The sequence below is a fragment of the Streptomyces sp. NPDC049915 genome (assembly GCF_040656475.1).
Classification (GTDB): domain Bacteria; phylum Actinomycetota; class Actinomycetes; order Streptomycetales; family Streptomycetaceae; genus Streptomyces.
Genome location: NZ_JBFAMH010000036.1, coordinates 34,048 through 53,995 on the forward strand (window position 1 = coordinate 34,048; position 19,948 = coordinate 53,995).

Consider the following 19,948-nt stretch of genomic DNA (forward strand, 5'->3'; position numbering starts at 1 on the left):
TCGGCCCTCTCGCCCGGCCCCCTGACGCGGCCGGATCAGGCCAGACCCGCCTGGTCCAGCAGATACGCCGTCATCGGGTCGTAGTGGCGCGGGCTGACCACGTGGTCGTCGAGCGGCACCGCGACCTGCAGGGTGCCCTCGGCCTCGGCGAGGAAGAGCGCCGGGTCGTTGCAGTCGGCGTACCCGACGGAGTCCACGCCGTGCTGCCCGGCGTACCCGGCCCAGCCGTGGTCGGCGACGACCAGGTCGGGCAGCGGGCGGCCTTCGCGCTCCAGGCCGGTGAGGATGGCCCGCATCGGCTCACCGGAGTGGGTGTGCCACAGCGACGCCCCGTGCTCCAGCACCGCCACGTCCGCGAACTGCATGACGTACCCCTCCTCGGTGCTCAGCCCCTCGGGGATGACGACGATCTCGCAGCCCGCCGCCCGCAGCGCGGCGGCCGTGGCGCGGTGCACGTCGAGCAGGCCGCCGGGGTGCCCGGTGGCGAACAGCACCCGCTGTGCGCCGTCGGCCGCCTTGCGCAGCCGCCCCGCCATGCGCTCCAGGGCGTCGACGGTCAGCTCCGGGTCGATGGTGTCCTGGCCGTAGCGGTACTCGGGGTCGTCGTTGACGCCGACCCGCTCCGCCATCACCGCGAGGACGTCCTGCTCGTCGCTCCAGCGGTCGCCGAGCTCCAGGCCGAGCCAGTAGTGACGGTTGCCGTTCGCCAGCTGCCGGTAGTGGGAGAGGTTGTTCTCGCGGGGCGTGGCGACGTCGCCCGCGATACGGGTGCGGACGAGGTGGGCGACGAGTTCGGCGCGGCTGGGCGTCCCGGGTATCGGCATGGTCACCATTGTGAGGCAGATCGCTGTGCGAGCCGACGGCGTACCGGCCGCTGGGACGCGCGTCACGTGCCGCCTCACATCTGCTTCAGCGCCAGCCACAGCTCCATCCGTACGTCCGTGTCGTCCAGGTCGGCGTTCAGCAGGGCCGCGCAGCGGGCGATGCGCTGGCGGACGGTGTTGCGGTGCACGGACAGGGCGACGGCGGTGCGGTCCCAGCTGCCGTGCAGGGACAGCCAGGTGCGCAGGGTCTCGGTGAGCGCCGGGGTGAGCGGGGCGAGCAGGGCGCGGGCGTGCGCGGCGGCCTCCTCGGCGGGCAGCAGGTCGGCCAGCGCGGGGCGGGCGTCGTGCCGGACGAGCGGGGTGCGGCCGGCGCGGGCGCGGGCCAGCGCGCGGGCGGCCTGGCGGTCGGCTGCCGCCCAGTCGGCCGGGCCGGCGGGCGCGCTCACGCCGAGCGTCCAGCCGGACTGCTCCAGCACGTCGTGGTCGGCGGGCACCAGCAGACGTACGGCGTCGTCGGCCAGGTCCACCAGCGGGGTGCCGAGGGCCGCGCCGAGCGCGGAGGCGGCCATCGGGTCCGGGGCCTGCCCGTCGGGGACGGCGTGTACGACGACCCGGCTGTCCGCGCCGAGCAGCGCGGCCACCTCCTCGGGTGCCGCGCCCAGCAGCAGCCGGACCAACGCGGAGGAGCGGGCGGCGCCCGTGCCGCTCTGGTGCTCGCCGGTGAGCAGGGTGAGCAGGACGGCGGCGACCGAGGCGATGGTGTGGTCGGCGGGGTCGCGCTGCGTGGCGGCGACGCCGAGTGCGAAGCCCTGACCGGCGCCGAGGGCGTAGGCGGCGAGATGCACGCCGGCGGCGGTGTCCGTGGCGGTGGTGGAGGAGCGGCGGGTGACCACGGCGGCCAGTTCGGCGAGCGCGCCCATGGCCTCCTCGGGCTGCTCCCGGCCCGCCTCGGCGATCCGGGCGCCCTCCGGGCCGTACAGCACCGCCCGGCCGCTCACCCGCTGGGCGAGCTGGCGCAGCACCGAGGGCACCGGGTCGGGGCGGGCCGCGGCGGCCGCCAGGGACTGCTGGGCCTCGGTGACCCGGCGCAGTTCGGCGAGGCGGGCCTGGGCCATCAGCTGCCACACCGCCCGGGCGACCCCGGAGAACGTGGTCTGCGGCGGGACCTCCAGCAGCGGCAGCCCCTGCGCCTCGCACGCCTCGACCAGGGCGCGCGGCACGGTGTCGTGCACCGGCGCCACGCCGAAGCCGAGGGCGGCGCCGCCCGCGGCGACGATCCGGGAGACGTAGTCGTCGAAGTAAGTGCTCGTCCCGGCGGCGTCGGGGATGTGCACGCCCGCGGTCAGCAGCAGCTCGCCGCCGAGCAGATACGGGTAGGGGTCGGACATCTCGGAGGTGTGCGCCCACCGGATGGCGACCCCTGCGTCGCGGGGCCCGGCGATCTGGCGCAGGGCCAGGTCCTCACGGGCCAGGAGCGAGGTGAGGGGAACGGGTGGCGTGGGGGGTACGGGCTGCTCCGCCACGGTGTGCACTCCCTCCATCTACCGGTCGTACGAATGGAGGAAACGTACACTTCGCAGTCGCTTTTCGGCCACCTAGTGTCAGGTGGGAACCGGCAGCCGCGGGTACGGGCGGATGTCCCCGCGAACCGCTGCCGACTCTTCCCTCACTTTCACGACACGCCACCGAGAACGGTGGAAGGAGGCCCCATGGCCGTCGACTACACAGTCATCGTCCTGTACTTGGCCGGCATGCTGGCCATGGGCTGGTGGGGCATGCGCCGCGCCAAGTCGAAGAGCGACTTCCTGGTGGCGGGCCGCCGCCTGGGACCCGCGATGTACTCCGGCACCATGGCGGCCATCGTCCTCGGCGGCGCCTCCACCATCGGCGGCGTGGGCCTCGGCTACCAGTACGGACTCTCCGGCGCCTGGATGGTCTTCACCATCGGCCTCGGCCTGCTCGCCCTGTCGGTCTTCTTCTCCGCGCGCATCGCGCGGCTGAAGGTCTACACCGTCTCCGAGATGCTCGACCTGCGCTACGGCGGCAGGGCCGGCGTCATCTCCGGCGTGGTCATGTGGGCGTACACCCTCATGCTCGCGGTGACCTCCACGATCGCCTACGCCACGATCTTCGACGTCCTGTTCGACATGAACCGCACGGTCGCGATCATCCTCGGCGGCGCGATCGTCGTCGCCTACTCCACGCTCGGCGGCATGTGGTCCATCACGCTGACCGACATGGTCCAGTTCGTCGTGAAGACCATCGGCGTGCTGCTCCTGCTGCTGCCCATCGCCGTGGTCAAGGCGGGCGGCTTCTCGGAGATGAAGGCCAAGCTGCCGACCTCGTACTTCGACCCGCTGGGAATCGGCGGCGAGACGATCTTCACCTATGTGCTGATCTACACCTTCGGCATGCTGATCGGCCAGGACATCTGGCAGCGCGTGTTCACCGCCCGCAGCGACAGGACGGCCCGGTACGGCGGCACCGTCGCCGGCACCTACTGCCTGGTCTACGCCCTCGCCGGCGCCGTCATCGGCACCGCCGCCAAGGTCCTGTACCCCAAGCTGGGCAGCCCGGACGACGCCTTCGCCACCATCGTCAAGGACGAACTGCCCATCGGTGTGCGCGGCCTGGTGCTCGCCGCCGCCCTCGCCGCGGTGATGTCGACCTCTTCCGGCGCGCTGATCGCCTGCGCCACCGTCGCCAACAACGACATCTGGTCCCGGCTGCGCGGCATGGTCAAAAACTCCGGTGAGGAGCACGACGAGGTCAAGGGCAACCGCGCCTTCATCCTCATCATGGGCATCGCCGTGATCTGCACGGCCATCGCCCTCAACAACGTCGTAGAGGCGCTGACCGTGGCGTACAACCTGCTCGTCGGCGGGCTGCTGGTGCCGATCCTCGGCGGGCTGCTGTGGAAGCGCGGCACCGTGCAGGGCGCGCTCGCCGCCGTGATCGTCGGCGGTCTCGCCGTCATCGGCCTGATGGCCGGCTACGGCATCCTCGCCAACGAGCCCGTCTACTACGGCCTGCTGGCCTCCCTCGCCTCCTACGTCGTCGTCTCCCTCGCGACGAAGCCCACCGACGCGGCCGTCCTGACCGCCTGGCGCGAGCGCCTGGCCGGCCGGACCGCCGAACCCCTGTCCGAACCGGTCCCGGCTCCCCAGTAAAATCATAGGGACCAAGCAGTACATACGCGACGAAGCGTAAGAAAGAAGGCAGTTCCCATGAGCAGCAACGAGACGCCCCGCGGGCCCGTCGACTCGTCCCGCATCCCGCGGTACGCCGGCCCCGCGACCTTCGCCCGGCTGCCCCGCCTCGACGAGGTCGGCCGCGCCGATGTCGCCGTCGTGGGCGTGCCGTTCGACTCCGGCGTCTCGTACCGGCCGGGCGCCCGCTTCGGCGGCAACGCCATCCGTGAGGCGTCCCGGCTGCTGCGCCCCTACAACCCGGCGCAGGACGCCTCCCCGTTCGCCCTCGCGCAGGTGGCCGACGGCGGCGACATCGCCGTGAACCCCTTCAACATCAACGAGGCCGTCGACACGATCGAGGCCGCCGCCGACGACCTCCTCGGCACCGGCGCCCGCCTGATGACCCTCGGCGGCGACCACACGATCGCGCTGCCGCTGCTGCGCTCGGTGGCGAAGAAGCACGGCCCGGTCGCCCTGCTCCACTTCGACGCCCACCTGGACACCTGGGACACCTACTTCGGCGCCGAGTACACCCACGGCACCCCGTTCCGCCGCGCGGTGGAGGAGGGCATCCTCGACACCGAGGCGCTCTCCCACGTCGGCACCCGCGGCCCGCTGTACGGCAAGCAGGACCTCACCGACGACGAGAAGATGGGCTTCGGCATCGTCACCTCCGCGGACGTCTACCGCCGCGGCGCCGACGAGATCGCCGACCAGCTGCGCCAGCGCATCGGCGACCGCCCGCTGTACATCTCCATCGACATCGACTGCCTCGACCCGGCCCACGCCCCCGGCACCGGCACCCCCGAGGCGGGCGGCATGACCTCCCGCGAGCTGCTGGAGATCCTGCGCGGCCTGGCCTCGTGCAACCTGGTCTCCGCGGACGTCGTCGAGGTGGCCCCCGCTTACGACCACGCCGAGATCACCTCGGTGGCGGCCTCCCACACGGCGTACGAACTGACCACCATCATGAGCCGCCAGATCGCGGCCGCCCGCAAGGAGAACGAGGGCAAGTGACCCACGACCACGACCTGGAGCTCCGTCCGAGTGCCGCCCAGACGGAGGCCGCGCTGAATCCGCCCGCCGGGCGCAACGGCGGAGACCTGGTCGTGGAGACCCTGACCGGGCTCGGCGCGACGACCGTCTTCGGCCTGCCCGGCCAGCACGCCCTCGGCATGTTCGACGCCCTGCGCCGCTCCGACCTGCGCTATGTGGGCCTGCGCGTGGAGAACAACGCGGGCTTCGCCGCCGACGCCTACGGCCGGATCACCGGTGAGGCGGCCCCGCTGCTGCTGTCGACCGGCCCCGGAGCCCTCACCTCGCTGGCCGCGCTGCAGGAGGCGGCGGCCGCCTCGGCCCCCGTCCTGGCGATCAGCAGCCAGATCCCGACGGCCGGCCTCGGCGGCGGCCGCCACGGCTATCTGCACGAACTGCCCGACCAGGCCGCCTCCTTCCGCGGGGTCGTGAAGTCCGTGCACACGGTCCGCACCCAGTCCCAGATCCCGTCCGCGATCGCGGCGGCCTGGAAGTCGGCGCTGAGCGCCCCGCACGGCCCGGTGTGGGTGGAGATCCCGCAGGACGTGCTGCTCGCCGGGACCCGCCTGCCGGTGGTGACGGCGCTGGACGCCACCCCGGACGAGCTGGTCCCGCGCCCCGAACTGACGGCGGTGGCGGCCGACTTGCTGTCGCGCGCCGAGCGGCCCGCGATCATCGCGGGCGGGGGAGTGGTCCGCGCGGACGCCTCCGGCAAGCTGCGCGCGCTCGCCGAGAAGCTTCAGGCGCCGGTGGTCACCACCTTCGGCGGCAAGGGCGCCTTCCCCTGGGAGCACCCGCTGTCCCTCCAGTCCTGGCTGGAGGACCGGCACACCACCGACTTCCTGGAGGACGCCGACGTCCTGCTGGTCGTCGGCTCGGGCCTTGGTGAACTCTCCTCGAACTACCACACGTTCGCCCCCCGGGGCCACGTGATCCAGGTCGAGGCCGACCTCGGCAAGCTGGAGTCCAACCATCCGGCCCTCGGCATCCACGCCGACGCCCGGCTCGCCCTGCAGGCCCTCCTGGAGACCGTCACCGAGCGCCCCGACCCGACCACCCCCGAGCGCGTCCGGGACCTGCTCGCCAAGGTCCGCGAGCGGATCGACGCCCAGGACCTCACGCTGGAGCAGCAGGTGCTCGCGTCGGTGCGCCGCGCGCTGCCGGCCGACGCGCCCTCCTTCTGGGACATGACGATCCTCGCCTACTGGGCGTGGTCCGCGTTCGACGCCAAGGCCCCCAACGCCATGCACTCCGCGCAGGGCGCCGGCGGCCTCGGCTACGGCTTCCCGGCCGCCCTCGGCGCCGCGGCGGCCGATCCGGCCCGCCCGGTCCTGGCGGTCTCCGGCGACGGCGGCGCCCTGTACTCCATCGCCGAGCTGGCCACGGCCCGCCAGTACGGCCTGAACGTCACCTGGCTGATCGTCGACGACGGCGGCTACGGCATCCTGCGCGAGTACATGACGGACGCCTTCGGCCAGGCCACGGCGACCGAGCTGACCCGCCCGGACTACGTGGCCCTGGCGGAATCCTTCGGGGTACCGGGCGTGCGCACCACCCCCGAAGCCCTGGAGGCCGACCTGGCGAAGGCGCTCGCGACGCCGGGCCCGTCGGTGGTCGTACTTCCCGCCGTGCTGCGCATGTTCGCGCCGACGCACCTCAACTGAGGTCATTCGCCCGCTTTTGAGTCACCACCCTGCCGAGCCGTACAACCATTCGGTCGAATTCGTGCGTCAACAGGGGTATGACTCAGGGGATATCCAGGCGCGCCCGTCTGCTGGCCGCCGCCGTCGGTGCGGGCGTTCTCGTTCCGGGCGTGGTCGCCGCCACGCCCGCCGCCGCCGCGCCAACGACCGTAAGCTGCACGTCGGCCAAGGCCGGCCTCGCCGCCAAACTGCAGAAGGACATCACGGGGGCGCTCGCCGGCCGCACGGGTACCGTCGCGCTCGGCGTCTACGACCGTACGACCAACACGACCTGCACGCTCCGCGCCACCAGCAGCTTCGACTCGGCGAGCACCGTCAAGGTCACCGTGCTCGCCACACTGCTGTGGGACGCCAAGAAGCACAACCGGTATCTGACCGACCGTGAGGCCACCCTCACCAAGGCCATGATCACCCAGTCGGACAACGACGCCACCAGCGCGCTGTGGAAGCAGCTCGGCCTGACGAAGATCAAGGGCTTCCTCGCCGCCGCCGGGATGACGAAGACGACCCCCGGCGCGGACGGCTACTGGGGCCTGACGCAGGTCAACGTCACCGACGAGCAGAAGCTGCTCAAGCTCGTCACCGCGAAGAACAGCGTGCTCAGCGACAACTCCCGCGCCTACATCCTGAAGCTCATGGGCCAGGTCGTCTCCTCGCAGCGCTGGGGTACGCCCGCCGGTGCGCCCTCCTCCGTCGCCGTGCACGTCAAGAACGGCTGGCTGCAGCGGGCCACGCACGGCTGGCGGGTGCACAGCCTGGGCACCTTCAACGGCGCCGGCCACGACTACACGATCACGGTGCTGACGCAGGACAACAGCACCATGAGCTACGGCGTCACCACCATCCAGAACGTCGCCAAGGTCATCCACCGGGACCTGGTGCCGGCCGCCACCGCCCGCTACACGCCGACCAGCCGGCCGAGCGAGGCGTTCGTCGCGGTGCCGCCGCCGGGCTGACGTTCCGTCACGCCGCCGCCCGCCGGTCACCGTACCCGCCTACGGTGACCGGCATGCGCTTTGGACCCGTACTCGCCGGCCTGGCGGTGGTCGCCTCCCTGACCGCCGCCTGGCCCGCCGACGTCCAGGAACGACACGCCTGTTCGCCCACCGTGACCCTCGAGGGCTTCTCCGACGCCCTCGACATGAAGACGTACCGGGGGGAGTTCGTCGGCAACCTCTCCGCGCTCGCCGTCGACCGGGACGGCTCCTTGGCCGCTCTCTCCGACCGCTCCTTCCTGTTCCGCCTGGACCGGCGGACGCTCACACCGACGTCCGTGGTGCCGCTCGCCGACGAGAGCGGGGCGCGGCTCGACTCCGAGGGCCTGGCGGTCGACCGGGACGGCAGCCGGCTGATCACCTCCGAGATCGAGCCGTCGGTACGCCGCTACGACCCCGACGGCCGTCTCCTGGGGCGCCTGCCGGTGCCGGACATGCTGTGGGCCGCCCCGGCCGGCCGCGCACGGCCCAACGGCACCTTCGAGGGCCTGACCCTCCTGCCGGACGGCCACACCCTGCTGGCATCGATGGAGTACCCGCTGACCGGCGACCCGGCGGACACCGTCCGCTTCCAGACCTGGGAGCGCCGCGCGGACAGCTTCAGCCTCGCCGCCCAGTACGCCTACCGCACCGACCCCGGCCTCGGCGTCGCCGAGGTCCAGGGGATCGGCCACGGCCGCCTCCTCGTCCTGGAGCGCGCCTTCACCACCGGCGTCGGCGACACCGTCCGCCTCTACCTGGCCGGCCTGCGCCACGCGACGGACGTCAGCGGGATCGCATGGCTGACCGGGCGGCCCGGTGTCCGCCCGGTCGGGAAGACCCTGCTGGCCGACATCGCGTCCTGCCCGTCCCTCGGCGCCACCGCGAAGCAGCCCCAGCCGAACCCGGTGCTCGACAACATCGAGGGCATGGCGGTCACCGGCCGGGACCACGGCACCCTGAGAGTGACCCTGGTCAGCGACGACAACCAGAACGCGGCGCAGACGACCCGGTTCTACTTCCTGCGGCTCCGGATCGGGTGAGCGGCCGGGCGCGGCGGCGGCCCCGGACCCCTCGGTCGGCCGCCCGTTTGTTGCGCGGGGATGAAATCGCAGCCCGTCGGCGTTGGAGCCTTCCGGTAGAGCAGGACCACTGGGAGGCACGGAGTGACACCGCAACGGGGATGGGCTCGGCGACTGTGGGGTTATGCCTGGCGGTATCCGAAGGACGTCCTCCTCGCCCTCGGCTCCTCCCTCGGCGGCATGGCCGTCATGGCCGTCGTCCCGCTGGTCACCAAGGTGATCATCGACGACGTGATCGGCGACCACAGCCGCCGTATGGCCCCGTGGGCCGGCGCGCTGATCGTCGCCGCCCTGCTCGTGTACGTCCTCACCTACATCCGCCGCTACTACGGCGGCCGGCTCGCCCTCGACGTCCAGCACGACCTGCGCACGGAGATGTTCGGCACGATCACCCGGCTGGACGGCCGGCGGCAGGACGAGCTGTCCACCGGGCAGGTCGTCGGGCGGGCCACCAGTGACCTGCAGCTGATCCAGGGCCTGCTGTTCATGCTGCCGATGACCATCGGCAACATCCTGCTGTTCCTGATCTCCCTGGGGATCATGGCCTCGCTCTCCCTGCCGCTGACCCTGGTCGCGCTGGCCGTGGCGCCCGCGCTCTGGTACATCGCCCGGCGCAGCCGCACCAAGCTGCACCCGGCCACCTGGTACGCGCAGGCCCAGGCGGCCGCCGTCGCGGGCGTGGTCGACGGCGCGGTCAGCGGCGTACGCGTGGTGAAGGGCTTCGGGCAGGAGGAGCAGGAGACCGGCAAGCTGCGCGAGGTCGGCCGCAGGCTGTACGCGGGACGCCTGCGCACGATCCGCCTGAACAGCAGGTACACCCCCGCCCTGCAGGCCGTCCCGGCGCTCGGCCAGGTCGCGATGCTGGCGCTCGGCGGCTGGCTCGCCGTGCGCGGGCACATCACGCTCGGCACCTTCGTCGCCTTCTCCACCTACCTCGCCCAGCTCGTCGGCCCGGTCCGCATGCTCGCGATGGTCCTCACCGTCGGCCAGCAGGCCCGCGCCGGCACCGAACGCGTCCTGGAGCTGATCGACACCGAGCCGACCCTGAAGGACGGCACCAAGACGCTGCCCGCCGACGCACCGGCGACGGTCGAGTTCGACGACGTGTCCTTCGGATACGACCACGAGCGCCCGGTGCTGCGGGGGCTCAGCTTCGAGATCCGGCCGGGCGAGACCCTCGCCGTCGTCGGCTCCTCCGGCTCCGGCAAGTCCACCCTCTCCCTGCTCCTGCCGCGCTTCTACGACGTCTCCCACGGCGCCGTCCTGGTCGGCGGCCACGACGTGCGCGAGCTGACCCTTCAGTCGCTGCGCGCCGCGATCGGCCTGGTCCCCGAGGACTCCTTCCTCTTCTCCGACACCGTCCGCAACAACATCGCCTACGGCCGCCCCGACGCGAGTGACGAGGAGATCGAGGCCGCCGCGCGCGCCGCCCAGGCGGACCGTTTCATCCGGGACCTTCCCGACGGCTACGCCACCACGGTCGGCGAGCACGGCCTGACCCTCTCCGGCGGCCAGCGCCAGCGCATCGCGCTCGCCCGCGCCCTCCTCACCGACCCCCGCCTGCTCGTCCTGGACGACGCGACCTCCGCCGTCGACGCCCGCGTGGAGCACGAGATCCACGAGGCGCTCAAGGAGGTCATGCAGGGTCGCACCACCCTGCTGATCGCGCACCGCCGCTCCACCCTCAACCTCGCCGACCGCATCGCCGTCCTCGACGACGGCCGGCTCGCCGACCTCGGCACCCACGACGAGCTGCAGGAACGCTGCGCCCTGTACCGGCGGCTGCTCACCGACCCCGACGAGCTCGGCGGGGTCTCCCCGGGCCACACCCAGCCTGCCGCGCCCGCCGAGGACACCTCGCTGCGTGCGGAACTGGACGCCGAGTTCGACGCCGAGCGCGGCATCACGCCCCGGCTGTGGGCGGGCGAGCGCGAGCCCCGGGACGCGGCGCTGCACGGCACCCCGGCCACGCCGGAGCTGCTGGCCCAGGTCGAGGCGCTGCCCCCGGCCACCGACACCCCCGGCGTCGACGAGGCGGCCGCGGTCCGCGCGGAGGATTCCTACGGCCTGCGCCGCCTCCTGCGCGGCTTCGGGCTGCCCCTGCTGGTCAGCCTCGCCCTGGTCGCCGTGGACGCCGGGGTGGGCCTGCTGCTGCCGGTGCTGATCCGGCACGGCATCGACAGCGGCGTGACCCGAATGGCACTGGGTGCCGTCTGGTCGGCGTCGCTGCTGGCGCTGCTCGCGGTGGCCGCGCAGTGGGCGGCCCAGGTCGGCGAGACCCGGATGACCGGCCGTACCGGCGAGCGGGTCCTGTACTCGCTGCGCCTGAAGATCTTCTCCCAGCTCCAGCGGCTCGGCCTCGACTACTACGAGCGGGAGCTGACCGGCCGGATCATGACGAGGATGACGACGGACGTCGACGCCCTCTCCACCTTCCTCCAGACCGGCCTGGTCACCGCCTTCGTCTCGGTCGTCACGTTCTTCGGCATCATGGCCGCCCTGCTGGTGATCGACCTCCAGCTCGCGCTCGTCGTCTTCGCCACGCTGCCGCCGCTGATCGTCGGCACCTACTTCTTCCGCAGGGCCAGCGTGAAGGCGTACGAGCTGGCCCGGGAGCGGGTGTCGGCGGTCAACGCCGATCTGCAGGAGTCCGTGTCGGGCCTCAGGATCGTGCAGGCGTTCCGGCGTGAGCGCGACGGCGGACGGCGGTTCGCCGAGCGCAGCGACAGCTACCGGCAGGCACGCATCCGCGGCCAGTGGCTGATCTCCATCTACTTCCCCTTCGTGCAGTTCCTGTCGTCGGCCGCCGCGGCCGCGGTGCTGATCGTCGGCGCGGGCCGGGTGGAGGCGGCGACGCTCACCACCGGCGGGTTGGTGGCGTACCTGCTGTACATCGACCTGTTCTTCGCGCCGGTGCAGCAGCTCTCCCAGGTCTTCGACGGCTACCAGCAGGCCACGGTGTCGCTGGGCCGCGTCCAGGAGCTGCTGCGCGAGCCGACGTCCACGAAGGCCGCGCGGGAGCCGCTGGAGGTGCTGTCCCTGCGCGGCGAGATCGCCTTCGACAAGGTGCACTTCGCCTACGGCGCCGACGAGGAAGCCCTGGGCGGCATCGACCTGCGCATCCCCGCCGGGCAGACGGTCGCCTTCGTCGGCGAGACCGGCGCCGGCAAGTCCACCCTCGTCAAGCTGGTGGCCCGGTTCTACGACCCGACCGGTGGCCGGGTGACGGTCGACGGCACGGATCTGCGCGACCTGGACCTCACGTCGTACCGCCACCGTCTGGGTGTGGTGCCGCAGGAGGCGTACCTCTTCCCCGGCACGATCCGCGACGCCATCGCCTACGGCCGGCCCGACGCCACCGACGCGGAGGTGGAGGCGGCGGCCCGCGCGGTCGGCGCGCACGACATGATCGCCACGCTGGAGGGCGGTTATCTGCACCAGGTCGCCGAGCGCGGCCGCAACCTGTCCGCGGGGCAGCGGCAGTTGATCGCGCTGGCCCGCGCCGAGCTGGTCGACCCGGACATCCTGCTGCTCGACGAGGCGACGGCCGCACTGGATCTGGCGACCGAGGCCCAGGTCAACCAGGCCACGGACCGCCTGGCGGGCCGCCGCACCACCCTGGTCGTGGCGCACCGGCTGACCACCGCCGCCCGCGCTGACCGGGTGGTGGTCGTGGACCACGGCCGCGTCGCCGAGGACGGCACCCACGAGGAACTCCTCGCCCGCGACGGCCACTACGCCCGTCTGTGGCGCACGTTCGTCGGCGAGGCCGAGCCGGAGGAGCCGGTCGGCGCGTCCCGCTGACCTCCGCGCCCCGAAAGGGGCGCGGGGAACTGCGCGCCCAGCCACAACCCACCCGCGGTCGAACGCAATCAGCCCGCCCCCCCGCACCGATTCCCTGACGGTCGTGCAACCATCCGACACACGTACCGCGTCCGTACACTCGTACGCTTCTTGACGCGCGGACGCACCATCGCGAACCCGCACGCGCGGACGCGCAATCGCGGACGTAGGAGGGACGACTGTGGACTGGGGTGGGATACGGCGGCGGACGGCGGTCGGGCTGGGAGTGCTGACCGCGGCCGGGCTGTTCGCGCTGGCCGCGCCGGGCAGTGCCGAGGCCGCCGCGGCGCCCACGCGGTGCGGCGGTCACAGGGTGGCGACGCTGCCCTTTACCACCGGCAGCGTGCAGGTCTACCGGAGTGACGGCTACGTCTGCGCGATCACCGTGCCCCGGCGTCCCGGCCCCCGCCAGACCATGTCGGTCAGCGTGCAGGCGCGCGGCGGACGTCCCGTGGTGGACCAGGGCCGGTTCATCCAGCGGGCCGGACCGGTCACCGTGCACGCCGGGCACCGCTGCGTACGCGTCCTCGGCACGGTGGGCGGCGGATCGGTCAACTCCGGTTGGATTCTTTGCTGAACCGTTTTGCCTTTCTTTGACTCCCCCTGGTGGAAACGATGTTGCTCCGATAGCTTCCGGCGCACATCTGTCTCACAAGGAGGGTGCATGCGCAAGGCACTCAGATGGCTGCTGGCGTTCACCGTGCTCATAGGCACGCTGAGCGCGGCGGGCGCGGCCACCGCCGCCGACGCCACCGGCGGCCAGGACATCAAGGACCGGCTTCTCTCCATACCGGGCATGAGCCTGATACAGGAGAAGCCGTATCCCGGCTACCGCTACTTCGTTCTGAACTTCACGCAGCCGGTCGACCACCGCCACCCCTCGGCCGGCACGTTCCAGCAGCGCATCACCGTGCTGCACAAGGACGTCAGCCGCCCGACGGTCTTCTACACCAGCGGCTACAACGTCTCCACGACCCCGTCCCGCCGCGAGCCCACCCAGATCGTCGACGGCAACCAGGTCTCCATGGAGTACCGCTACTTCACCCCGTCCCGCCCCGCCCCGGCCGACTGGTCCAAGCTCGACATCTGGCAGGCCGCCGGCGACCAGCACCGCGTCTTCGAGGCGCTGAAGCCGCTCTACTCGAAGAACTGGCTTGCCACCGGCGGCTCCAAGGGCGGCATGACCGCCACCTACTACGAGCGCTTCTACCCGCGGGACATGGACGGCGTCGTCGCCTACGTCGCCCCCAACGACGTGGTGAACAACGAGGATTCGGCCTACGACCGCTTCTTCGCCTCCGTCGGGACCAAGGAGTGCCGCGACAAGCTGAACGCGGTACAGCGCGAGGCGCTGGTGCGCCGCGAACCGCTGGAGCGGAAGTACACGGCGTACGCCTCCGAGAACGGCTACACCTTCACCACCATCGGCTCCCTGGACCGCGCCTACGAGGCCGTCGTCCTCGACTACGTGTGGGGCTTCTGGCAGTACAGCCTGCTCGCCGACTGCGACAAGATCCCCGCGAACGCCGCCACGGCGAGCGACGACGAGATCTGGAACTCGATCGACGAGATCTCCGGCTTCTCCGCCTACGCCGACCAGGGCCTGGAGACCTATACGCCGTACTACTACCAGGCGGGCACCCAGCTCGGCGCGCCCACCATCCACTTCCCGCACATCGAGAAGCAGTACATCCGCTACGGCTACCAGCCGCCGCGCAACTTCGTCCCGCGCGAGATCCCGATGCGCTTCCAGCCGTGGGCGATGCGCGACGTCGACACCTGGGTGCGGCACAACGCCCGCCACATGCTCTTCGTGTACGGCCAGAACGACCCGTGGGGCAGCGAGCGCTTCCGCGTCGACAAGGGCGCCAAGGACTCCTACGTCTTCACCGCGCCCGGCCTGAACCACGGCGCCAACGTGGCCGGTCTGCTGCCCGCGCAGAAGGACCTGGCCACCGCCCGCATCCTGCAGTGGGCCGGCGTCCACCAGGACACCGCGCAGGCCAAGCCGCTGGCGAAGTTCGACAGCCGGCTGGACGTGCGCGACATCGAGCGCGAGCCCGCCCTGCGCCCGTAGGTCACATCCGGCGGGCGCAGCCGACCGGCTGCTCCCGCCGAGCCGCACGTACAGGGCCGTGGCCGCCGGGCAGAACGACCGGCCGGCCACGGCCCGCACCACCCTGTACCGCGGCGCGCGGCGGGCCGCGGCCGTCGCAGGCCGTCTGGCGGGCCTCGCCGTCCACCGAGCCGTGGACGCAGTCGCCGACGAGGGCGCGGCCCGCCCGCGCCGCCGCTCCCACCCGGCACCGCCGCCGGCAGCGCGCACCCCACCGGCTCCCGCGCATCCCCGCCCCCCGCACTCCCCGCGACCGGCGTGGCCCGTGGCCGCGGGTGCCCGCCAGACGCGCGAGGTGCTTCGGCCGGTCCGGGGTGGTGCGCCCGGGGCGGGCCGTGGCGTCAGTACGCCAGGCCGTGCCCGATGGGGTACAGCACCTGCGCCGGATCGTCCGCCCGCATCACCGGCACCGGTAGCTTCCCGCGCGGATCCACCTGCCCGGCGATCACCCGGGCGGCGGCGCGCAGTTCGACGTCGGTCCACGAATAGGACGCCAGACAGGCGCGTACGTCGGGCAGTTGGGCCACGTCGTAGGGGTTGCGCACGGCGACGGCCACCACCGGCCTGCCCGTCGCGAGGAGCCGCCGCACCAGCGTGCGCTGGCTGCTGCCCGCGGTGACGTTGTACGTCCCGACGACGACCGCGTCCGCGTCCGCCGCGGCGGCGACGGCCCGGTCGATCGTCGCCGTGGAGGGGGCCGTACCGGTGGACAGGGCGGTCGCGGTGAAGCCCAGCTCGGTCAGGGCGGCGGCGAGGACCCCGGTGGGCGGGCCGGTGGTGCCCGACGGGGAGGCCGGGTCGGCGCCCACCACGAGCAGCTTCTTGTGCTCGCGCCGGTTCAGCGGCAGCAGTCCGCCCTCGTTGACCAGCAGCGTCGTCGTCCGCTCGGCGATCCGGTCGGCCGCCGCGAGATGCGCGGGCGTCCCCACCGTGCGCTCCACGCCCGCGTGGCTGACGTACGGCTTGTCGAACAGTCCGAGGCGCGCCTTGAGCCGCAGGATGCGCAGGATCGACTGATCGAGCCGCTCCTCGGTGAGTTCCCCGGTGCGTACGGCGGTGAGGACGGCGTTCCACGCCACGTCCAGGTCGGGCGGGTTGAGCAGCTGGTCCACGCCCGCCTTCAGCGCGAGCACCGGCACCCGGTCGTCGCCGTACTTGCTGCGCACTCCCTCCATGCCGAGCGAGTCGGTGACCACGACCCCGTCGTAGCCCAGCTCCTCGCGCAGGATGCCGGTGAGGATCGGGCGGGAGAGGGTCGCCGGGTCGCCGGAGGGGTCCAGCGCAGGGAACTGGATGTGCGCCGTCATGATCGAGTCGATGCCGGCCCTGATGGCCGCCCGGAACGGCACCGCGTCCAGCGTCTCCCACTGCTCGCGGCTGTGCGTGATGACCGGGAAGCCGTAGTGGCTGTCGACGGCGGTGTCGCCGTGCCCGGGGAAGTGCTTGGCGGTCGCCGCGACCCCCGCGTGCCGGTACCCGCCGACCTCGGCGGCGACCAGTGCGGCGACCGCGTCGGCGTCCGCGCCGAAGGAACGCACGCCGATGACCGGGTTGGCCGGGTTGACGTTCACGTCGGCGACGGGGGAGTAGTCCTGCCGGATGCCGATCGCGCTCAGTTCGGCGCCGGAGATCCGGCCGAGGGTGCGCGCGTCGGAGCGGGAGCCGCCGGCGCCTATCGCCATCGCGCCGGGGAAGAGCGTGGCGGGCTTGCCGACACGGCACACGATGCCGTGCTCCTGGTCGGTGGAGAGGAGCAGGGGCAGTCCGCGCGGCAGCTTCAGGGACGCCTGCTGGATGCCGTTGGACAGGCCGGCGATCTGCTGCGGGTCGCGGGTGTTGTGCGCCCACACGAAGTAGATGATGCCGCCGACGCGGTACTTCTCGACCAGCTCGGCGGCCGTGCGGACCCCGATCTCGGCGAGGTTGGCGTCGATGTCGGCCTGGTCGGGGGCGGTCGCCGAGTGGCCGTAGACCCGCATGACGAAGAGCTGGCCGACCTTCTCCTCCAGGGACATCCGGGAGATGAGGTCGCGCAGTGTGCGCTCGTCGTTGGGGGCGGCTGTGGCCGTCGTGGCGGGCCCGACGGCGAGGGCGGCGCTCAGACCGGCCGTCGCGGCGAGGACGGTGCGTCTGGCGGGTCGTGCGGTGTTTCCCGTGCTGTCCGTGCTGGCGTGGTGCACGTGCGCTCCTTCCGGAGGGGGAACCGCTGAAGGAAACTTCCGAGAGGTCACCAATATCCGGGAAGTTTCTGCCAGTCAAGACAATGCGCAGGCGACGCAGCCGGTGCGGATCGAGTCAACCGGCTTGCTCCCTGCCCCTGATGGCGAGCCGTCCGACGACGAGCAGCTGACGCACGGGGGTGTTATTTCGGTCGACGACCGGGGTCCGGCTGCGGAAAACTCTCCGCTCGTCGGCAGCGGTGCACGCGAGGAGAGGTGGCACGGGGTGGGCTTCACGCTGAAGGGCCCTGTTCTGGAGGGCGCACTGGTGCGCCTGGAGCCGCTGGAGCACCGGCACGCCGCCGGGCTTGCGGAGGCGGCCGAGGAGAACCGGGACACCTACGCCTTCACCTGGGTGCCGCGCACCTACGAGGTCCCGGCGTACCTCGACGCCCAGCTGGCCCGCGCGGCGGCCGGAACCCTGGCCCCCTACGCCCAGGTGTCCCGGGCGACGGGACGGGTCGTGGGCACCACGTCGTACTGGGACCCGCGCAGCTGGCGGTCCGAGGACCGGCTCGACGCGATCGAGATCGGCTTCACCTGGCTCGCGGCCTCCGCACAGGGAACCGGCGTCAACGCCGAGGCCAAGCTGCTGCTGCTCCGCCACGCCTTCGAGGAGTGGGGCGTGGCCCGCGTGGACCTCAAGACCGACGCCCGCAACGCCCGCTCCCGCGCCGCCATCGAGTCCGTCGGCGCCCGTTTCGAGGGCATCCTGCGCAACTGGTCCCGCTCCTGGGTGCCGGGAGAGGAGGACGACCTGCGCGACTCGGCGATCTTCTCGATCACGGCGTCCGAGTGGCCCGAGTGCCGCAAGCGGCTGGAGGAGCGGGTCGCGCGCTACGCCGCGAGGTGACGGAGGGCTCAGGCCGACTCGTTGAGCAGCCGCGCCAGATGCTCCCGCCCGGTGTCCAGCAGCCCCGGCAGCGGCGCCGCCGACTCGTACCACCGTTTCTCGTACTCCCAGCACAGCCAGCCGTCCCAGCCGTGCCGGGAGAGTTCCTCCACGACCTCGGCCAGCGGCAGCACCCCGGCGCCCAGCGCCACCGGGGTCGTGTCGTCGGCCGAGGCGATGTCCTTGACCTGGACATAGCCCAGGTGCGGGGCGAGCGCGGCGTACGTCTGCGACGGCTGCTCGCCGCCCAGCCAGGTGTGCATCACGTCCCACAGCGCGCCCACGCTGCCGTGCCCGACGGGGCCGAGCACGCGGATCGCGTCGGCGCCGGTGCGGTGCGAGTCATGGGTCTCCAGAAGCACCCGCACACCGAGCGCGGAGGCGTCCTCGGCGGCCGTACCGAGCCGCCGTGCGGCCGTCGCGTCGGCCTCCTCGCGCGACTGCTCCGGGCGGCCGCCGGGGAAGACGCGGACGAAGGGCGCGCCGAGGTCGTGGGCCAGCTGGAGCAGGGCGCGGATCTCGTCCAGTACGGGCCCGTCGTCGCCCGGCGCGGCCACGCGCGCGTACCCGGCGACACCGAGCAGTTCCACACCGGCCGCCTTGAAAGCGGCAGCGGTATCGGCCCGTTCGGCCGGGGAGAGCCCCGGGTGCACCGGCTCCTCGGGATGGGCACGCAGCTCCACGCCGTGATAGCCGTGCGCGACGGCCAGGCTCAGCACGTCGGGGAGGGGCAGACCGGGAACGCCGAGAGTGGAGAACGCCAGCTTCATGTCCAGGACCCTACTCGCAGCCCGCCGCTTCAAACCTGCGCACCGCGGCTACTCCTGCGCCACCGCCCGGTAGACGCACACCTCGGCGCCCGTCTTCGCGGTCACCGTCGAGACCAGCTGGAACGGCCGCCGCACTCCGTCCGCCGGGAAGATCGACATGCCGCCGCCGAGCAGCACCGGCATCCGCATCAGCATCAGCTCGTCGAGCATCCCCTCGGCCAGCAGCGAGCGCACCAGACGCGGGCTGCCCGCGATCAGCAGATCGCCCCCCGGCGTGGCCCGCAGGTCCTCGATCCGCTCCATCGCCTCACCGGCCCGGATCAGCCGCATGTTGTCCCAGGGCACGTCGGACTCGTCCAGGGTGCCGGAGACGAGGTACGTGCGGACCGTGTTCATCCGGTCGGCGAAGATCTCCCCGGCCCGCTCCGGCCACAGCGTGGCCATGGCCTGCCAGGTCCGCTCCCCGCACAGCAGCGCGTCCGCCTTGGCGAGCGCCCCCTCGAACGCGCCGCCGACGACCTCCGGATCGACATACGGAAGCGACCAGCCGCCGTGCGCGAAGTCGCCGTCGGCGTCCTCCTCCGGCTCGCCGGGCGCCTGTACGACACCGTCGAGACTGATGAACTCGCTGGCCACGGTACGCATGGGACTCATTCCTGCCTTGTGCGGACCCGCCCAGTATCGGGCTGCTATGCCCGCAGGTGGCCCATTTGGCACGCCGCGAAACACAGACTCCGCCCAACGTCACTGTACCTACTGGTATGTACGGCTACTCGCCCGACCCCTGGAGCCCGCATGCCACTGGTCCGCATAGACACCCTGGGCCCGGACACGGTCCGCCTGCACACGCTCGGTGACGCGGTGCACCAGGCGCTCATGGACACCCTGGGCATCCCGCCCGAGGACCGCTTCCAGATCCTGACCACCCACGACGGCACGACCAGCACCCTGCGCTACGGCGACCACCTCGGCATCCCCCATGACGACGGTGTCGTCCTCGTCGCCGTCACCCTGCGGGCCGGCCGCAGCCCGTCACAGAAGCGGGCCCTGTACCGCCGCATAGCCGAGCCGGCCGAGGCGCGCGCCGGCGTCGAGCCGCGCAACGTAGTGATCACGCTGTACGAGAACGCCTCACCGGACTGGTCCTTCGGCCACGGCGAGGCCCAGTACGACACCGAAAACTGACCGCCGCACCCGCGTACGACGGGAAGGGGACGGGGTGGGGGGTGTCCGCCCGCAGCGGCCGGCACCGGCACAGGGCGCCCCTCGTCGGAAACGGGCGGCCGGACCGAGGACGGA

Annotated in this window: 15 protein-coding genes; 10 read left to right on the top strand and 5 right to left on the bottom strand. The window is 72.4% G+C overall.

The window, feature by feature from the left end; genetic code table 11:
- Positions 1–35: 35 nt before the first annotated feature.
- Both AB0J12_RS35745 and AB0J12_RS35750 read right to left on the bottom strand, forming a co-directional pair.
- Complete coding sequence (locus AB0J12_RS35745) at positions 36–824, bottom strand: phosphatase (protein WP_363268857.1); 789 nt, start codon at positions 822–824, stop codon at positions 36–38.
- Positions 825–898: 74 nt separating this feature from the next.
- Positions 899–2,365, bottom strand: a complete 1,467-nt coding sequence (locus tag AB0J12_RS35750) for a PucR family transcriptional regulator ligand-binding domain-containing protein (RefSeq protein WP_363268859.1) — start codon at positions 2,363–2,365, stop codon at positions 899–901.
- Between the two features lie 168 nt (positions 2,366–2,533).
- Here AB0J12_RS35750 and AB0J12_RS35755 point away from each other — a divergent pair, with 168 nt between their 5' ends.
- The 8 genes from AB0J12_RS35755 (at position 2,534) to AB0J12_RS35790 (ending at position 14,729) form a co-directional block, all read left to right on the top strand.
- On the top strand, positions 2,534–3,994 hold the full coding sequence (locus AB0J12_RS35755) for a sodium:solute symporter (protein ID WP_363268860.1): 1,461 nt from the start codon (positions 2,534–2,536) through the stop codon (positions 3,992–3,994).
- A gap of 57 nt (positions 3,995–4,051) precedes the next feature.
- The gene (gene speB / locus AB0J12_RS35760) at positions 4,052–5,032 is read left to right on the top strand and encodes an agmatinase (protein WP_363268861.1); all 981 of its coding nucleotides are present in this window, start codon (positions 4,052–4,054) and stop codon (positions 5,030–5,032) included.
- Positions 5,029–6,714 (top strand): thiamine pyrophosphate-binding protein, encoded by a 1,686-nt coding sequence (locus tag AB0J12_RS35765; RefSeq protein ID WP_363268862.1) that lies wholly within the window; start codon positions 5,029–5,031, stop codon positions 6,712–6,714. Before speB ends, AB0J12_RS35765 begins: the two co-directional genes overlap by 4 nt.
- A gap of 77 nt (positions 6,715–6,791) precedes the next feature.
- Positions 6,792–7,709, top strand: coding sequence for a serine hydrolase (locus tag AB0J12_RS35770; protein ID WP_363268863.1), 918 nt, complete (start codon positions 6,792–6,794; stop codon positions 7,707–7,709).
- A 53-nt stretch (positions 7,710–7,762) separates the two neighbouring features.
- Positions 7,763–8,770: an esterase-like activity of phytase family protein gene (locus AB0J12_RS35775; RefSeq protein WP_363268864.1), complete on the top strand. Its 1,008-nt coding sequence runs from the start codon at positions 7,763–7,765 to the stop codon at positions 8,768–8,770.
- A gap of 123 nt (positions 8,771–8,893) precedes the next feature.
- Positions 8,894–12,613 carry an ABC transporter ATP-binding protein gene (locus AB0J12_RS35780; protein ID WP_363268865.1) on the top strand — a complete coding sequence of 1,240 codons (3,720 nt, stop codon included), beginning with the start codon at positions 8,894–8,896 and terminating at the stop codon, positions 12,611–12,613.
- Positions 12,614–12,833: 220 nt separating this feature from the next.
- Entirely contained in the window at positions 12,834–13,229 is a 396-nt protein-coding gene (locus AB0J12_RS35785) for a hypothetical protein (RefSeq protein WP_363268866.1), read from the top strand.
- Positions 13,230–13,316: 87 nt separating this feature from the next.
- The gene (locus AB0J12_RS35790) at positions 13,317–14,729 is read left to right on the top strand and encodes a S28 family serine protease (protein ID WP_363268867.1); all 1,413 of its coding nucleotides are present in this window, start codon (positions 13,317–13,319) and stop codon (positions 14,727–14,729) included.
- Between the two features lie 380 nt (positions 14,730–15,109).
- Here AB0J12_RS35790 and AB0J12_RS35795 read toward each other — a convergent pair whose 3' ends face one another.
- Positions 15,110–16,948, bottom strand: coding sequence for a glycoside hydrolase family 3 protein (locus tag AB0J12_RS35795; RefSeq protein ID WP_363268868.1), 1,839 nt, complete (start codon positions 16,946–16,948; stop codon positions 15,110–15,112).
- A 265-nt stretch (positions 16,949–17,213) separates the two neighbouring features.
- On the opposite strand from AB0J12_RS35795, the gene AB0J12_RS35800 reads away from it, so the two are divergent.
- Positions 17,214–17,840: a GNAT family protein gene (locus AB0J12_RS35800; RefSeq protein ID WP_363268869.1), complete on the top strand. Its 627-nt coding sequence runs from the start codon at positions 17,214–17,216 to the stop codon at positions 17,838–17,840.
- Positions 17,841–17,848: 8 nt separating this feature from the next.
- Here AB0J12_RS35800 and AB0J12_RS35805 read toward each other — a convergent pair whose 3' ends face one another.
- Both AB0J12_RS35805 and AB0J12_RS35810 read right to left on the bottom strand, forming a co-directional pair.
- Positions 17,849–18,649, bottom strand: a complete 801-nt coding sequence (locus AB0J12_RS35805) for a sugar phosphate isomerase/epimerase family protein (RefSeq protein WP_363268871.1) — start codon at positions 18,647–18,649, stop codon at positions 17,849–17,851.
- Between the two features lie 48 nt (positions 18,650–18,697).
- A complete protein-coding gene (locus AB0J12_RS35810; RefSeq protein ID WP_363268872.1) occupies positions 18,698–19,294 on the bottom strand; it encodes a dihydrofolate reductase family protein in 597 nt (198 codons plus the stop codon).
- Between the two features lie 150 nt (positions 19,295–19,444).
- Between AB0J12_RS35810 and AB0J12_RS35815 the strand changes: the two genes are divergently transcribed.
- Complete coding sequence (locus tag AB0J12_RS35815) at positions 19,445–19,834, top strand: tautomerase family protein (protein ID WP_363268873.1); 390 nt, start codon at positions 19,445–19,447, stop codon at positions 19,832–19,834.
- Positions 19,835–19,948: the final 114 nt, after the last annotated feature.